Genomic DNA, 16375 nt, shown 5'->3' with positions numbered 1-16375 from the left:
TCCCCCTTTAAAAGAGGATAATCGAAGGAAATCTATTAGTTTTAAATGAACAATTACAAAAAGTCGGAAATTCCGCAAGTGCAGCATCCATAGATACTTACACCTGCGAAACAACTCCGACTTTAAAAGATATTATTATGTTGCAAGATCTACTCAACCACAGCAAAAAACACCCTTAAAATATATCTGTATCAATCATGAATTTTATTAATTTATTGGTATTTCTAATTCATGATATTTCCCTTTCTGATCCTTCATAAAAGAAATGAATTTCACCTTAGTTGATTCATTTGAAAAGTTTTTATAATTCTTACCAGGGTCATCTCCTATAAAATAATTTGCCCCAATATATCCTCGTACCGTTTTACCAGCAGGTATTACAGGCTCAAACTGATATTGTTTAGGTAACTCCATTGCATACGGAATTAAATTATAAAACTCTCCTATTTTAGAATAAAACATTGTATTAGAAATAGACTTGTTACTAAGCAAATTAATATCCCGATTCGTTGTATTTGTAATATCTAAAGGTAACACATACGTCACTACTTCACGGTCTTCATAAGGATCATAAACTTTTGTAGGATCAAGAGGATCAAGTGCATGAAACGTAATTCCTTGTCCATCTTCAAAATTTCTATCAGATAAAAACTCACCTTTTACCACTTTATAAGATTCATTCTTTAGATTTAATGTTTTAAATCTAAAGAAACTAGCAAATATACATAGCAACAGACACAATCCAATGATTATTAAGACATGATTTCTTGTCACTCTTAATCTACCAACTTTCCATTATTAACATGTACAATGCGATCTACTATTTCATTATCTAGAACATGCACATCATGACTAGCTACTATAATAGTCGTTCCTTTAGATTTTTCTACTTTCAAAATATCCAAAACATCTTTTATTCCATCACTATCTAAAGCATTAGTTGGCTCGTCTAATAACAATAATTTTGGTTGTTCCATTAAAGCTTGCGCTATCCCTAAACGTTGCTTCATACCTAAAGAGTATCTTTTATACTTTCTCTTATCTGTTTTATCAAGTCCAACCCTTTGAATAATATTATAAATTTCCTCATCAGAGATTTTATTGTTAATCGATGATAAAAACTTCAAGTTCTGAAAACCAGTATACCCCGGAATAAAACTTGGATATTCAATCAATATCCCCATAGAATCAGGAAATTGCTTGTGTTTTCCAATCATTTCATTATCTACATAAACAACTCCAGAATTTAAACGCATTAATCCTGATATAGCACGTAAAATCATTGTTTTACCAGAACCATTATGCCCCTTCAAAACTAAAAACTCTCCTTTTTTTACTGACAAACTAATATTATCTAACACAATATTTCCCTTTAATCTTTTCGTCATACATTCACATTTAATATAATTGTCCATAAATTATTCACCTATCACATCTAGTTTTTTCAAACAAAAACTACCTAACAAAATCATTACAACAACAATTACTACTCCGATTAAAAGTAACTCATGCCATTGAATAGATTGATTATTACCTAAAGTCAATTGCATTGAACTGTGATCAACAAAATACCAACGATTTGGCATAACAAAAGAACCTAAAAAATAAATACTATGAAAGAAAATAGACAAAAATAGGTACATCAACATCAGTATAAAAACAATAGTTATTGGTATATAAAGCGTTAAAAACTCAAAAATTAAAGCTAATAAAAAGCTTATAATTATTTGAATTAGCATAGTACCTACTATCTTATAAAAAAATTGACTATATACATTTGAAAAAGAATGCCCGCCAAAAGTAAGCAAATAATAAACAGTAAACCAAATCAAATACATAACAATCCAAATACTAATTATGTAAAAAAACAAAGATAGTATTTTCGTTAACCAAAGAAAATGCTTCTTCTTAACACGAGGAAATAAATAAACACCATTCTGCTGAATATCTGAAAAAGCAAACTTCCCTACTAGCAACAAAGGAGCGATTTGAAAAAATATCCAATAAAAAGGAATAGAAAATCGCCCTTCCTTATAAAAATAAGATAAATCCACAAAGTCTACTCCATGAAAAAATCGATAAAAGGTAACATCTACCAATACAGGTTCTTTACCATTACTAAGAGGCTGATTGTATAAAAAAGTAACTACAATCATAGCGTAAATTAAGAATAAAAAAGCCATTATCTTGATGGAATCTCTAAACCTTACATGTAAATCTCTTTTTAACAAATGATATAAAATCATAATGTAAACTAGATCACCTCTGTCTCATCATTCATAGCAATATAACTTTTTTTAGATAAAATCCATACACTTATAAAAAAGATAAAAAAACATCCAAATAAGCGTATAAGTAAACCAGTAGCATCTTCAAAAACATTTATATAAAAAGCATTTGTAAATAAAAATCCATGTAATATAAATCTATCTAATAAAACAGCAGTAACCATACATATTATTACAAGTAAACTAGGTAAAAATAATTGCAATACAGCACTTATCATGCATATAAAAATATTCGCAAATAATTGAATGCAAAATAACAATTCATAATTTACAGAAACACTATTTACAGCCATCATATTTGACATCAAAAATAACTGTAAAATCATACTCCCAGCGAAAAAACAAACAAAAATGAATAGTTTCAAATAATATATAGAAACTAATTTCAATGCATTATTTACTCGAGAAACTACATAAATACTAAAAAAATTCGACATAGAATATACAGAAAAAACGATGGTTAAAGGAATAAATATAGTCGACAAATTATAAAACGACATAACCTTATACAAGGTTTCCAATTCGTTCATTTTCTCTTTTATAATTCCAGGTTCAAAATAATTGAACAAACAACCAATGATACTAACATTAAGTAAAAAAAGAATACTTAACCAAACGTACTTCATCCTTATAGTTTCTTTCATTACATTATAAAAGAACATGCTTCCTACTCCCCCGTAAATAAAGAACTACAGAACAAAACCAAATACATAACAAGACACTAAGAAAAATTTGTAATTCAAAAAAGCCGAAATCTTTAATTACATAATCTTTAGGATTGAGAATCCCTTTTCCAATACCAAGCCAAAAAATATGTAAAACAAATGGAACTAAATAAATAAAATAAACTCGTTTTATAAAAAATGAAACTGATAAAGCCAAACTCGAAAAAACCGCACCGTATAAACCATTTAAAAATACATACATTAGAAAATATAAAGTAGGGTACTCATAATAAACTGTATTAAATTGAGCTGTTGGTGAGACAGTAGCAGCCATATAATTTAATATTGGATGCGGAGCGACTGTTGGATAAGTCATTGCATATAAATAAAAATTAAATAGTAAAGGGAAACTTATAATAAAAAAAGATACACTAAAGTTAATAAAATAAAGTAGCTTAAAATAATAACCTGTTCCCATTTTAGAAATAACAGGATAAATAAATCCATAATTTTTATCAATTCTATAGATCCCTGCTACAGCCATTGCGGAAAGCATAGGAAATATAAGTAGATAAAACTCACTATAAAATGACAATCTATTAAAATGTAAAATATTAGATAAATATGGGGATACCTTTATAATCCCAGCATCGTTAAATCCTTTAGTTGTCACAAACATAGCAATATATTGAGCAGTAACAATTATTAACATAATAAATAAAGACAACCAAAACATCCTACCTTTTAAAATCCTTCCTAAAAAGTAACTCATCTACAGCTCCTCCATAAACCATTAATTAAATTTAAACCTTTTTTAATATGAACAATTGATCCGCAACACCATAACATTTATTTTCTTTATTTAACCAGATGTAACGAAAAGCAACATTTGCTCTCTCTCCTTCAAATTTAGGAAACTCAACTTCATACTGATAAACATCATTTGTACCTTTTCTTTTTACACTCTTAACTTCTTGTTTCCACTCAATTACTTTCCCATCAGTTTGTTCAATCCGTCCCAAAAGATACGTTGGTTTTTTCTTATTCGTAACACCCGATAAAAACACATAATAATTTTCTGGTATAACTCCTGACTTTAAATTTTTATCTGAAAGCCTATCTTCTATTGCAATATCATTTCTATCTATTTGACCTTGAAAGAAATCATTACCATTTTTATTCCCCGAAAATACTTGTTCATAAATAGTATTTTTCTTAATTTCTTGCAACTGAATACTTTTCAAATTATATTTTTCCGTTAAAGTATCTTCAATATTTACAATAGGTTCATCTACTTTCTTTTGACAAGAAACTAAGAAACTAATACTCAATATAAAACAACAGAATACAATATATTTTAAAATAAGTTTCATTACAGCTCCTCCTATTTTAAAAATGAAATAGCAGGAAAAGTCGTATAATCTAGATTTGAAACTATACGACTTTTTCTAGCACTATAAAATAAATAATTTTAATTTATAATTTCTAAATCAATATTCAGTGTAAGGTCCACTAGGTCTTACACTATCAGGACTCCAAGCAGTAGGATAAGCATTATTTTCTCTAGAATAACCACCAAATCTAACCGGAACATTTTTCCCATAGCTTTCTACCGCATGATTCATGAAAAGATAAGTTTTATATGGTTTCACTTCTCCTTCATGCTTACCTGAAACATTTACCCAATCTCTATCACCTTTACCTTTATTTTTATCCGCTTCTGTCCAAACGTTAAAAGAACCACCGCCCTTCTCACTACTCTTCACACGCATATACATAGAAGTAGGGTTCTCTTTAGGACGTGCATTAGTAAAATCATATGCACTCCAAAGTCTAAAGGTAAATTCTACATGATCATCCCTTGTATCAGCCTTAGCAGGTTCGGTTAAAGCAAAAGTACTAGCTAAAATACCTAAAGATAAAACAGATCCAAACATAAAACGACTTTTTTTCTTAATACTCACTAAAAGCACCTCCGATAATTTGTAGCATTATATTGATTTTATTTTTTCACTAAAGAAACAAAGTAAATCTATATAATGCAATTTAAAGATAACAAAAGCAAAATACACTATCAATTGATTCCAGAAAACTTAATATTTTATTTACAATTATAAAATATTGTTAAATTAAACAAAATTAGTATACTCCTAACAAGTACATACTTATGGAGATAATCACATTCAAAATCTCAATACAAAAAAGCGCAGCCTCATTCGGCTGCGCTTTTGAATTATTATTTAGTTTCGATTAAACCATATTTCCCATCTTTACGGCCGTATACAACATTAGTTTCATTTGTATCAGCATTTGTGAAGACGAAGAAATTATGTCCTAGCATATCCATTTGTAGAATCGCTTCTTCAACGTCCATCGGTTTTAAATCGAATCGTTTTGTACGTACAAGTTCTAATTCATCCTCTTCTACCTCATCCATAACAGCTACTGCTTCTGGAAGGATAAAGTTTGTTTTCATAGAACCTTTCTCACGTAACTTACGATTTACTTTTGTTTTATGTTTACGAATTTGTCGCTCAATTTTATCAACTACTAAATCGATAGCAGCGTACATATCGCTATTAGTTTCTTCTGCACGAAGTAATAAATCAGTAAATGGTATTGTTACCTCGACACGTTGCTTGTCAGAGTATACTTTTAAATTAACTTTAATCTCTGGGAATGTATCAAAATAACGTTCTAACTTACTTAGTTTTTTCTCTACATATTCCTTTAATGCTGGAGTTACTTCAATATTTTCACCACGAATGTTGAATTTCATAGATGAATTCCTCCTTTCAAGCCTATGTACTATAATTTCGACACTGGCTTAAAAACTCCTTCTAACTTTTTTAAAAAAATTAGTGGAATTGCGATTTTTTTATCGTTTTTTGTTGAAATGAAAAGATGCATCGTTTCTATCTTTATTTTATCCTATTAACATCGTGAATAACGAATATAAGTGTGGCCAATTCGTTACAGAAAAGAAACAACTTTTTGACAACTTACCCTATAACAAAAAACCCCTTGCGAAAAACAAGAGGTTCTACCATATATATAACGTTGCCACAAATGCAGCTTTCTCTTCCCAAAAACAATATTCCTACAGTTTTACAACATTAGCTGCTTGTGGTCCACGTGCTCCATCTACAATGTCAAACTCTACTTGTTGCCCTTCTTCTAATGACTTATACCCATCTTGTTGAATAGCAGAAAAATGGACAAATACATCGTCACCATCTTCGCGCTCAATAAATCCAAATCCCTTTTCTGCATTGAACCATTTCACTCGTCCTTGCATGTTCATTCCATTCCCTTCACTCTAAAAATCAGGGCATTCGCCCCATATTTTGACTATAACGAATGACAACATATGAAGTCAAAGAAGACTTATCGCCTTTTTATTATCCCTTTCGACACTGCCATATTAACTTCTACAAAGTGTCAAACTAGATACTTCCCTTGCCCCTCTTTCATATAACAAACTTCCGATTTGCCTAACTGTAATTCCTGTCGTATACACGTCATCAACGAGTAAAATATGTTGCCCACAAAACATCTCTTCTCCCTGAAAATAAAAAGGATTGCTTCCTGACACCCTTTCTTTACGCGTCTTCTTACTTTGCTTTTCTGTTTCTCGCCGTCTTAAGGAAAAATCAGAAATACGGACAGGCAAACAAGTTGCTAATAACTCCGCTTGATTAAAGCCACGTTCAACTTCCCTTTCCTTACTAAGTGGAACAGCGATAACGGTTGAAACATCAGCAAAATACTTTTGAAATAAACTTCGAAAAGGACGATAAAAAATGCGCACTAACTCTGCATCACCCCGAAACTTAAACTGTGCTACTATTTCTTTCATCTCATTATCGTACATGTATAACGAACGGTTTTTAAAAGGACGATACTTCTCCTCATTCATCCACCTTATACAATCTATGCAAATACCGTCTTCTTGAAATGAGGCAGGAACAAATTCTAAAGGTCGGCCGCACTCCATGCAAATTTCTCCTATAATATAGGAAAGTTTCTGCTCACATCTATCACATATATATTTTCTATGACACTTTACAAAAAAAGTGTACCAACTAACCTTTTCTACAAAACACTCATCACAAAGTAAACAATGCATTAATCGATCAATCCTTGTTCTTTGGCATTTTTATTCATACCTTGAATATGTTTTTTCGCGCGCACCATCGCCTCTGTCTTACCATAGTGAAAATAAATGACCTCTCCATACGGTGCTTCAAAGCTCCGCCCTGCTCGGCCCGCAATTTGTACGAGTGCACTTTCTGAGAATATTTCTTCTTCAGCCCCTAAAACCGCTACTTGCAAATTTTTCACCGTTACGCCTCGCTCTAAAATTGTCGTTGTAACTAATAATGGGATTTCTCCTTTTCTGAAAGCCGCTACTTTTTCTTTTCTCCCCGGATCTTCTGCATGTACACCTTCAATTCGCTTGTTTAATGATTTTAACAACAGGCTTATCTCTTCTATATATCGCACATGGGGGACAAATAAAAAAATAGGATGTTTTTTATTTAAGTATGTTTGTAACCACTGTAGTAAAACTCGAGGAATTCTTTTATGAATGAGGCTTTTTTTCCAATTCCCGCACCAACAAAATAAAGGAACTGGCAAAGGATGACGGTGATATCGTCCAGAAACAATAACACCTTTTTGTTCACCTTTTCTAAATTTTCGCTTCCACGTTTCATCTGGAGTCGCAGTTAAATAAATACGCGCCGCCCTTTCTTTCATCGCTTGTTTTACCGCGTACTGTAACATTTGATCTGCACAATATGGAAAAGCATCTATCTCATCTACAACCATGACATGAAACGCCCTATAATAACGCAATAATTGATGCGTGGTCGCAACGACTAGTACTGCATCTTTTTCTTTATCCACACTCCCTCCATATAAAGCCGCTACCTTTATATATGGAAATACTTCTTGTAATCTCGGTGCTAATTCCAGAACAACATCCGTTCTCGGCGTTGCGATACAAACTCTTTCTCCTTTTTGAAGCGCTTCGTTAATACCGTAAAACAACATCTCTGTTTTCCCAGCCCCGCATACAGCCCAAATAAAAAATGATTCTTTTTGCTTAATAGCCTCTACAACACCTTGTGCCGCCAAATTCTGACCAGTAGACAACTTCCCGTTCCACTGTAACAAGTTTAATTTCTTTTCTCTCTTTCTTTCAGCAATCCCGCGAACAAGTACAGCACATTCACTTACCCTCCCCATCGTTATACACTTCCGGCAATATGTGCACACTTTACTGCACCTTCTACATAAAAACGACGCAAATAGCCGCTGATCTACATTTCCGCAGCGTTGGCACATATATTTAGAATTCTTCTTTTTTACACCTTGTACACATATGACCTCTCCCTTCCTTTTCAAATCATTTAATTCCCTCTGTAAATCTGAAGAAAGTTCGTCTAATAGCAACTGTTTCCCCGCCAGCATCAACAATCACCTCCAGCACTACTATAAACCCTTCTTCAAATCCCGTAAAAACTCAAAAAAGCCGATAACCTACTTATAAAATAGTAAGCTATCGACTTTATACACGTTTTTTATTCTTTTATAAATCCTAGAATCGACCGTAACCTAAGAAATGTTTTTGGTTATATGAGCTGTTAATATCACCGTACGCAATTCCTTTATCACTAGCATGGATCATTTGGCCATTACCAACGTAAATACCGATGTGAGATGGACCTGCTTTATAAGTACCTTGGAAGAATACTAAGTCTCCTGGTTGTGGGCTACCTACTTTAGAAACTGAGTTCCAGTAACCTGCAACGTCTTGACGACCTACACCAAAGATGTAAGAAATGAATCCACTACAGTCAAAACCACCGTTTGATGGAGATGCACTTCCCCAAACATATGGTAAACCTAAATAGCTTTGTGCTTTACCAATTACGCCACCCACATTTTGAGCTGGCTTTTTCTCTTCTTGTTTAGGTGCTTCTTTCTTAGGCTCTTCTTTTTTTGGTTCCTCTTTTTTAGGTTCTTCTTTTTTAGGCTCTTCTTTTTGAGCTTGTCCACCATTGTTTGCTGGTGCAGCTTGCTCTGCAGGTGCTTGTGCTGGCTGAGCTTGCGCAGCTTTAGCAGCTTGCTCTGCTTGTTTTTGAGCAGCAGCTTCTTGTGCAGCTTTTGCTTGTGCTTCTTCCTCTGCAATGCGTTGTAATTGTAATGCTTGTTTCTCAAGCTCTTTCAATTGACCTTCCGTACTTGTCATCGAAGTTACAACTGTATCCATTTTACCGCTTAAATCGTTTACCGCTGTTGCTTTTTTCTCTTTTTCAGCGTCAAGTTCTTTCTTAGCAGTTTCAATTTGAGCTTGTGCTTCTTTTAATTCTTTTTGTTTCTCTTTTACCGTTGCAACATCTTTTTTCACACTAGCTTGATCTTCTTGCTGTGTTTTCATGATATCTTCATCAGACTCAAGAATTTTAGAAACAGAAGTTAAACGATCAACTAAATCTGCAACGTTTTTAGAGTTTACAAGAACTTCTGTTACAACGTTCGTATTTGGTTGTTCTTGAAGTGCAACTAAACGCTTTCTTAATAACTCTTCACGTTTTGCAATCTTTGTTTGTAATTCTGCAATATCTTTATTTTTCTTTTCAATTAATTGCTCAGTATCAGAAACTTTTTTCGTTGTTTCATCAAGTTTTGCAGCATTCTCTTGAACAGACTTATCTAAACCTTGAATTGTTTTGTTTAAGTCATTCATTTGTTTTTGTAATTCATCACGTTCTTGTTGTTGTTTATGTAAAGTGTCATTTTGTGTATTAATTTGTGATTTCACGTCAGAAATTTTATCTTCTGCAAATACATTTGGTGTTAGTCCTGAAAACATTAACCCTGCAACTAATGCGCAAGATGCCATTTTTAGCTTTTTCATTTTATTTTTTACACCGCTTTCTTTTTTCTTTTTCCGTATATAACCTATAAAATTTATACCATAATTCGGGATTTTTTTTGCTAATGTTACGTTTTTGTAAAACAAATGTAATATTATTTGTAGCTCTAGCGCAAAATTCGTATATTTTTGTATGTATGTGTAGAAATTTATATACTTTTCTCACTTCTGTGAACAAAGAAAAAACGTAAGGAATCCCTTACGTTTTATTAAATATACGAATACAAATGAAATGCTACTTCATCCATTTCTCAGCCCAATTTTGGACCTCATCCATAACACTTTCTAACGCTTTTCCCTTGTCAGTTAAGCCATACTCGATTCGAACTGGTACTTCTGGATAAACATTACGAACTACAATGCCCTCGCTTTCCAATTCCTTCAAACGCTCTGACAACATACGATCGCTCATATTTGGGATGATATCTGCGATTTCTCTAAAACGTTTCGACTCTTCAAGCAAAGATTTAATAATTAAGCCAGTCCATTTCTTACTAAGCAAAGTAAAAGCTGACTCAAACTTTGGACATAAACAAGAATTATGCTCCATATGTTTCACCTCTCTTCTATTATAATATAGTTTCTTGTAAAAAGTAAGTTATAAAACTTTCCTCATTATTTTATTTTACGTACATTTTACCATTTCCAAATATTAACTTGTCAACTAAACGTAACATACCCGTAAAAAAACCCTCTTAAAAAGAGAGCTTTTTATATCTTTATTACTTCGTATACCATCCAAGACCTAATGCACCTTCACCTAAGTGCGTACCAATTACAGCTCCAAAATAACCTGTACGAATTGTGACGTGAGGATATTTTGCTTCTAATTCTTTCTTCCATTCATTCGCTTCCTCTTCACGTTGCGCATGAATGATAACTGCTTCCATAGGTACACCTTTACTTGCTTGCTCATCAAAAATTTCAATGATACGTTTTAATGCTTTTTTACGTGTACGAATCTTTTCAAACGGAATAATGATTTTATCTCTAAAATATAAAACTGGCTTCACTTGTAACAGACTGCCGATGAAAGCTTGCGCGCTATTTAATCGACCACCACGTTGCAAATGATGTAAATCATCAACTACAAAATAGGCGTCCATCGTTTTCTTCATTTCATCAAAACGAGCGATAATCTCTTTTGGATTCTTTCCTTCACTTGCTAACTTTGCACCTTCACGCACATAAAATCCTTGTACTTCACAACTAATTTCAGAGTCATACGTATATACATCAATACCCTCTACCATCTGTCCAGCTGTTGTTGATGTTTGATATGTACCACTAATTCCACTTGATAGGTGAATACTAATAACTGCATCATAATCTTTAGCTAGTTCTTCATATAGCTCAACAAACTTTCCGATTGCTGGTTGAGAAGTTTTTGGAAGTTCCTCTTGTTCACGTACTTTCACATAAAAATCATCTGCTGAAATTTCAGCTTCTTCTTGATAAGATTCTGTTCCAAACACAACGTTTAATGGAATCATATATATATTGAGTTCATCACGAATTTGCTTCGGTATATATGCTGTACTATCAGTAACAATAGCTATTTTCATTTTCGTACCTGCCTTATAAAAAGTTTTATTTCCTAATTTTACACGAAAACTACAAATGGTGCATCCATACAGGGAAATGCCGGTTGAAATTATACTCACCATCTCGACAAATTACAACAAAAAGATAAAATAATCACCAAAAACTTCAACGTATTTAGAAAAAATGTTTGAATATAAAAAGGCTCGCTTTTAAAATGGAAAGTACTAGTCATTTTGATAGATAGGGGCGTATACAAGTGCTATTACAATATTTAACAATCAAAGACTACGGCGAACACGAAATCGTCATTCAAAAATCAAGATTTATTTGTTATATTAGTCGAGCAACGACTGAGGAAGAGGCTCAAGAATTTATACAAAAAATAAAAAAACAACATTGGAATGCAACACATAATTGTTCCGCTTATTTAATTGGCGAACAAGATCATATTCAAAAAGCAAATGATGACGGCGAGCCTAGCGGTACAGCTGGCGTACCAATGCTAGAAGTACTTAAAAAACGTGGACTAAAAGATACCGTTGTTGTCGTAACACGCTATTTTGGTGGCATTAAACTTGGCGCAGGTGGATTAATTCGTGCATATGGAAAGTGTACAAGCGAAGGCATTAATCATGTCGGTGTTGTCCAGCGAAAACTAATGCGTGTGATGCAAACCGAGATTGATTACACATTACTTGGCAAAGTGGAAAATGAATTACGCAATTCAAAATATGCCATTAAAGATATACATTATCTAGAAAATGTCACATTTGATACGTATGTTGAAGAAGACGGCAAACAAGCCTTTACAGATTGGATGATTGAATTAACAAACGGGAAATGTACAATTACAGAAGGAGATATGTTGTACTTAGAACAAGATGTTATCTAAGCATAACTCTTTTATCACCTTTAAAGATTAATGTAGTGAATTACTTCCCTACAAATGAACTAACGAACTAAGGAGATTATATATGGAAGAACGTTATTATCATCTCCAAAATAGCAGAATAAAAAAGAAACGAAGAAGGAAACTTTTCTTCTTCCTTATTTTCGCATTTTTATTTGGCAGTATAGGAGTTTATGTGTTAAATTCTTACTCTTCTCTTATGGGGATGTATAGTGGTTTTACTCGTGAAAAATCGGATTTAAGAAACAAAGATGTAGAAATTACAAAGGAACCTTTTACAATTCTCATTATGGGTATAGAAGATTATGCGACAGACGGTCAAAATGGTCGTACAGACTCATTAATGTTTGCAACAGTCAACCCGAAAACGCAAAAGATTTCACTTATGAGTATTCCTCGTGATTCTCGAGTTACAATTGTTGGTAAAAATAAAGAAGACAAAATTAACGCTGCCCATGCTTACGGCGGAGAAGAAATGGCAATCAAAACTGTCGAAGGCTTTCTAAAAGTTCCTGTAGACCATTATCTTAAAATTGATTTCCAAGGCTTTAAAGGTATCGTTGATGCTGTTGGCGGTGTTACTGTTGACGTACCCTTCGATTTCTGGGAGCGCTCTGACGTGGATTACTACAAAAAAATTCAATTTAAGCAAGGACAGCAAAACTTAAACGGTGAAGAAGCACTTGCTTACGTCCGTATGCGAAAGCAAGATCCAAATGGCGATTATGGTCGAGCTGCTAGACAAAGACAATTACTGGCCGCTGTTGCTCATAAACTAAACTCCACATCTACTGTATTTAAAATTAAAGATTTAACGGCTGTCGTTGGAAAATATATAAAAACCGACATTCCTATTTCAGACGGACTTGCTCTTTACAATAAAATTTCTGGATTTGATCCTTCTACAATGCAAACGTTAAAGCTTGAAGGCGAAGACAAAAAGATAGGCGGTATTTATTACTTCCTTCCAGATCCAATCAGTGTAGAAACGGTGCGTAACGAAATTGAAAAAGAATTAGGAGAAAAAGCAAAAAATCCAACTACAAAAAACAACTCAAATCCTGATTCAAATTCAAGTTCTAACGAACAAACAAAAAAAGAAACAAACCAAAATAAAACACCAACTGATCCGCCACCTTCTACAAATGCTCATGCAGAGTGGATTATGCGCAATCAGCCATAACAAAAAGGCCCAATCTATCCGATTGGGCCTTTTTTATTTACTTATTAAAGTGTTGTAAAATTGCTTCTACAATACGCTCTGATGCACGACCATCACCGTAAGGATTAGATGCTTTCGCCATCTTATCATGAGCTTCTTTATCTGATAACAACTCATCAGCAAGACCAAAGATTGTCTCTTCGTCTGTTCCTGCTAATTTCAGCGTACCTGCTTCAATACCTTCAGGGCGCTCTGTTGTATCACGAAGAACAAGAACTGGTACCCCAAGTGATGGAGCTTCTTCTTGTACACCACCAGAATCCGTTAACATTAAGTATGAACGAGCTGCAACATTGTGGAAATCAATTACATCTAGCGGCTCAATTAAATGAATACGGTTATGTTCACCTAAAATTTCATTTGCTATTTCACGAACAACAGGGTTCATATGAACAGGATACACAACTTGTACATCTTCATGCTTATCAACAAGACGCTTAATTGCACGGAACATATTACGCATCGGTTCACCTAAGTTTTCACGACGGTGAGCTGTCATAAGTACAAGACGATCATTTCCAAGTTTCTCTAGTACAGGATGACTATATGTTTCTTTTACAGTCGTTTGTAGCGCGTCAATCGCTGTATTTCCTGTGATGAAAATACGTGACTCATCTTTATTTTCCTTCTGTAAGTTCGTTGCTGATTTTGCTGTTGGTGAGAAATGAAGATCCGCCATTACACCTGTTAATTGACGATTCATCTCTTCTGGGTATGGAGAATACTTATCCCACGTACGAAGGCCCGCCTCAACATGACCTACTGGAATTTGATTATAAAAAGCAGCTAAGCTTGCAATAAATGTTGTTGTTGTATCACCATGTACAAGTACAATATCCGGCTTCGCTTCTTTCATTACTTTATCCAAACCTTCTAAGCCACGCGTTGTAACATCAATTAAAGTTTGGCGGTCTTTCATGATATTTAAATCGAAATCTGGCGTAATTCCAAAGATACTTAATACTTGGTCTAACATTTGGCGATGTTGTGCTGTTACAGTCACAATCGATTCAATTTTTTCTGGGTGTTTTTGCAACTCTAATACAAGAGGTGCCATTTTAATTGCTTCTGGACGTGTCCCGAAAATTGTCATTACTTTTAAACGTTCAGTCATGTGATTGCCTCTTTTCTTTCACTAATTACAGCTTCTATTATGACATATAAAAATATGTATGAGTACATCCCTTTTTAACGCATAACAGAAACTTTTCTATTACAAATACTTTTTCTTCCCACCGAGTAATAATCTATCTTTTGTTTCTTAACATCTTCATCAGTATAACAATTTCTCCCATCAAATAACATAGGCTCCCTCATAAGTTGTACGTACTTTTCTAACGGATAAGTTTGAATATCTTCCCATTCTGTTACGATAAAAACCGCACTCGCATCTCTAATCGATTCATCTATACATCTACTATATTGTATAGCATCTCCAAATATATTTTTCACATATTGAATTGCTTTTGGGTCGTAAAGAACAATATCTGCACCTATATTAATTAATGCTTCTATTATAATAAGAGATGATGCCTCTCTAATATCATCCGTATTCGGTTTAAAGGATGCGCCAAGAACTGCAATCCGCTTTTTATTCATGTTCATGACTTTTTTCGCTTTTTCAATCAATAGCAGTTGTTGCTTATTATTTACTTCAATAACCGCTTTTAACAAACGAAAATCATGAGCAACATTTCCCGCAATTTGCACCAGCGCTTTCGTATCTTTTGGAAAACATGATCCCCCGTATCCAATACCTGCATTTAAAAAAGATGCACCGACCCTCTTATCCATTCCCATCCCTTTAGCAACATCCAATACATTTGCGCCTACCTTCTCACATATATTTGAAATTTCATTAATGAAACTAATCTTTGTAGCTAAAAAGGCATTCGACGCGTATTTAATCATCTCTGCACTTTTAATATCTGTAACATACGTTTCTAAGCGTAATTCGCTATACAAACTCTTTACTCTTCTTGCTACTTCCTCACTATCTGCTCCAATTACAATACGATCTCCATGAAAGAAATCATAAATACCTGAACCTTCACGCAAAAACTCTGGATTCGATACGATATGTAATGTATATCTCCCCTTTAACTCCTCCTCAATCCATCCTTTCATTACATCATTTGTACCTACCGGAACTGTACTTTTCGTAACAACAATAATATCGTTCGTCGCATATACTCCAATATCATTACAAGCACTCTGAATATACGTTAAATCCGCCGTCCCATCTAATAAAGGTGGTGTTCCAACTGCAATAAATATAAACTCTACATCCTCAAACGCCTCTTCTTTATTTGATGTGAAAGTTAAAGCATTATTCTCATATGCATGATTTATTAATTCATGTAATCTAACCTCATAAATAGGTAAATCCCCTTGTTTTATCCGTTCAATTTTCTCATCATCTATATCAAAACATGTAACTGAATGCCCCAACTTTGCCAATCCTACTCCTGTAATCAATCCAACATATCCAGTACCTACTATCGTAATTTTCATTTCCTTTTCGCACAGGAATATACAATAGAAAAGATATGAAATATAGAATTCTCCCTGTGCTTCCCCCTCTCACATTAAAAATGAGAAAACTCTTTTCCTTTTTCATTATATGAATTACTTCCCTCATTCTTTTTAAAGTTTTTGTAAAATTAAATGCACTATAATATAAAGTGAAACTTAATCATTGGGAATCCAGTTACCAGCTCACTCCAGATAAATTCCCACATTTTAACACGAGACTTACTCATTTCTACGTGTAACACTTATAATACTGAACTAAAAGTA

At 33.5% G+C, this 16375-nt stretch carries 18 protein-coding genes; 2 read left to right on the top strand and 16 right to left on the bottom strand.

Annotation, left to right across the window (positions count from 1 at the left end; genetic code table 11):
• Positions 1-207 precede the first annotated feature (207 nt).
• From N2V92_RS09055 to N2V92_RS08990, 14 genes are all read right to left on the bottom strand, one after another.
• Positions 208-735: a hypothetical protein gene (locus tag N2V92_RS09055; protein WP_033669096.1), complete on the bottom strand. Its 528-nt coding sequence runs from the start codon at positions 733-735 to the stop codon at positions 208-210.
• 41 nt (positions 736-776) lie between these two features.
• The gene (locus N2V92_RS09050) at positions 777-1415 is read right to left on the bottom strand and encodes an ATP-binding cassette domain-containing protein (protein ID WP_000371030.1); all 639 of its coding nucleotides are present in this window, start codon (positions 1413-1415) and stop codon (positions 777-779) included.
• Positions 1416-1418: 3 nt separating this feature from the next.
• Positions 1419-2183 (bottom strand): hypothetical protein, encoded by a 765-nt coding sequence (locus N2V92_RS09045; protein WP_042598540.1) that lies wholly within the window; start codon positions 2181-2183, stop codon positions 1419-1421.
• Positions 2184-2254: 71 nt separating this feature from the next.
• Positions 2255-2950, bottom strand: a complete 696-nt coding sequence (locus N2V92_RS09040; RefSeq protein WP_042596633.1) for a hypothetical protein — start codon at positions 2948-2950, stop codon at positions 2255-2257.
• Complete coding sequence (locus N2V92_RS09035; protein ID WP_000120041.1) at positions 2937-3725, bottom strand: hypothetical protein; 789 nt, start codon at positions 3723-3725, stop codon at positions 2937-2939. The genes N2V92_RS09040 and N2V92_RS09035 overlap by 14 nt, the downstream gene beginning before the upstream one ends.
• Before the next feature lie 31 nt (positions 3726-3756).
• Positions 3757-4326 carry a hypothetical protein gene (locus tag N2V92_RS09030; protein WP_000767072.1) on the bottom strand — a complete coding sequence of 190 codons (570 nt, stop codon included), beginning with the start codon at positions 4324-4326 and terminating at the stop codon, positions 3757-3759.
• A gap of 117 nt (positions 4327-4443) precedes the next feature.
• Positions 4444-4917 (bottom strand): hypothetical protein, encoded by a 474-nt coding sequence (locus N2V92_RS09025; protein ID WP_000023375.1) that lies wholly within the window; start codon positions 4915-4917, stop codon positions 4444-4446.
• A gap of 272 nt (positions 4918-5189) precedes the next feature.
• The gene (hpf, locus tag N2V92_RS09020; protein WP_000671187.1) at positions 5190-5732 is read right to left on the bottom strand and encodes a ribosome hibernation-promoting factor, HPF/YfiA family; all 543 of its coding nucleotides are present in this window, start codon (positions 5730-5732) and stop codon (positions 5190-5192) included.
• A 321-nt stretch (positions 5733-6053) separates the two neighbouring features.
• Entirely contained in the window at positions 6054-6251 is a 198-nt protein-coding gene (cspC, locus tag N2V92_RS09015; protein ID WP_001990088.1) for a cold shock protein CspC, read from the bottom strand.
• Between the two features lie 126 nt (positions 6252-6377).
• A complete protein-coding gene (locus tag N2V92_RS09010) occupies positions 6378-7082 on the bottom strand; it encodes a ComF family protein (RefSeq protein WP_042596636.1) in 705 nt (234 codons plus the stop codon).
• Positions 7082-8431, bottom strand: a complete 1350-nt coding sequence (gene comFA / locus N2V92_RS09005) for an ATP-dependent helicase ComFA (RefSeq protein ID WP_002083580.1) — start codon at positions 8429-8431, stop codon at positions 7082-7084. The genes N2V92_RS09010 and comFA overlap by 1 nt, the downstream gene beginning before the upstream one ends.
• A 127-nt stretch (positions 8432-8558) precedes the next feature.
• Positions 8559-9986, bottom strand: a complete 1428-nt coding sequence (locus N2V92_RS09000) for a C40 family peptidase (protein WP_000499487.1) — start codon at positions 9984-9986, stop codon at positions 8559-8561.
• Between the two features lie 148 nt (positions 9987-10134).
• Positions 10135-10449: a winged helix-turn-helix transcriptional regulator gene (locus N2V92_RS08995; protein WP_000400857.1), complete on the bottom strand. Its 315-nt coding sequence runs from the start codon at positions 10447-10449 to the stop codon at positions 10135-10137.
• A gap of 172 nt (positions 10450-10621) precedes the next feature.
• Positions 10622-11464: a DegV family protein gene (locus tag N2V92_RS08990; RefSeq protein WP_000684725.1), complete on the bottom strand. Its 843-nt coding sequence runs from the start codon at positions 11462-11464 to the stop codon at positions 10622-10624.
• 236 nt (positions 11465-11700) lie between these two features.
• Here N2V92_RS08990 and N2V92_RS08985 point away from each other — a divergent pair, with 236 nt between their 5' ends.
• Together N2V92_RS08985 and N2V92_RS08980 are read left to right on the top strand one after the other, a co-directional pair.
• The gene (locus N2V92_RS08985; protein ID WP_000926669.1) at positions 11701-12336 is read left to right on the top strand and encodes a YigZ family protein; all 636 of its coding nucleotides are present in this window, start codon (positions 11701-11703) and stop codon (positions 12334-12336) included.
• Between the two features lie 82 nt (positions 12337-12418).
• Positions 12419-13537, top strand: a complete 1119-nt coding sequence (locus N2V92_RS08980) for an LCP family protein (RefSeq protein WP_000392802.1) — start codon at positions 12419-12421, stop codon at positions 13535-13537.
• A 37-nt stretch (positions 13538-13574) separates the two neighbouring features.
• Here N2V92_RS08980 and wecB read toward each other — a convergent pair whose 3' ends face one another.
• Both wecB and N2V92_RS08970 read right to left on the bottom strand, forming a co-directional pair.
• The gene (gene wecB / locus N2V92_RS08975) at positions 13575-14690 is read right to left on the bottom strand and encodes a non-hydrolyzing UDP-N-acetylglucosamine 2-epimerase (RefSeq protein ID WP_000140145.1); all 1116 of its coding nucleotides are present in this window, start codon (positions 14688-14690) and stop codon (positions 13575-13577) included.
• 74 nt (positions 14691-14764) lie between these two features.
• A complete protein-coding gene (locus N2V92_RS08970; RefSeq protein WP_042596696.1) occupies positions 14765-16090 on the bottom strand; it encodes a UDP-glucose dehydrogenase family protein in 1326 nt (441 codons plus the stop codon).
• Positions 16091-16375 lie beyond the last annotated feature (285 nt).

The organism is Bacillus sp. CH_48, assembly GCF_038008465.1.
In the GTDB taxonomy this organism is placed as follows: domain Bacteria; phylum Bacillota; class Bacilli; order Bacillales; family Bacillaceae_G; genus Bacillus_A; species Bacillus_A thuringiensis_S.
This window is presented reverse-complemented; position numbering and strand designations above follow the sequence as displayed.

Excerpts from the sequence above, each read along its gene's own strand:
- N2V92_RS08990 (WP_000684725.1), bottom strand. The coding sequence starts at position 11,464 with ATGAAAATAGCTATTGTTACTGATAGTACAGCATATATACCGAAGCAA.
- hpf (WP_000671187.1), bottom strand. The coding sequence starts at position 5,732 with ATGAAATTCAACATTCGTGGTGAAAATATTGAAGTAACTCCAGCATTA.
- comFA (WP_002083580.1), bottom strand. The coding sequence starts at position 8,431 with ATGCTGGCGGGGAAACAGTTGCTATTAGACGAACTTTCTTCAGATTTA.
- N2V92_RS08970 (WP_042596696.1), bottom strand. The coding sequence starts at position 16,090 with ATGAAAATTACGATAGTAGGTACTGGATATGTTGGATTGATTACAGGA.
- N2V92_RS09035 (WP_000120041.1), bottom strand. The coding sequence starts at position 3,725 with ATGAGTTACTTTTTAGGAAGGATTTTAAAAGGTAGGATGTTTTGGTTG.
- N2V92_RS09040 (WP_042596633.1), bottom strand. The coding sequence starts at position 2,950 with ATGTTCTTTTATAATGTAATGAAAGAAACTATAAGGATGAAGTACGTT.
- wecB (WP_000140145.1), bottom strand. The coding sequence starts at position 14,690 with ATGACTGAACGTTTAAAAGTAATGACAATTTTCGGGACACGTCCAGAA.
- N2V92_RS09050 (WP_000371030.1), bottom strand. The coding sequence starts at position 1,415 with ATGGACAATTATATTAAATGTGAATGTATGACGAAAAGATTAAAGGGA.
- N2V92_RS08980 (WP_000392802.1), top strand. The coding sequence starts at position 12,419 with ATGGAAGAACGTTATTATCATCTCCAAAATAGCAGAATAAAAAAGAAA.
- N2V92_RS09030 (WP_000767072.1), bottom strand. The coding sequence starts at position 4,326 with ATGAAACTTATTTTAAAATATATTGTATTCTGTTGTTTTATATTGAGT.
- cspC (WP_001990088.1), bottom strand. The coding sequence starts at position 6,251 with ATGCAAGGACGAGTGAAATGGTTCAATGCAGAAAAGGGATTTGGATTT.
- N2V92_RS09045 (WP_042598540.1), bottom strand. The coding sequence starts at position 2,183 with ATGGCTTTTTTATTCTTAATTTACGCTATGATTGTAGTTACTTTTTTA.
- N2V92_RS08995 (WP_000400857.1), bottom strand. The coding sequence starts at position 10,449 with ATGGAGCATAATTCTTGTTTATGTCCAAAGTTTGAGTCAGCTTTTACT.
- N2V92_RS09010 (WP_042596636.1), bottom strand. The coding sequence starts at position 7,082 with ATGCATTGTTTACTTTGTGATGAGTGTTTTGTAGAAAAGGTTAGTTGG.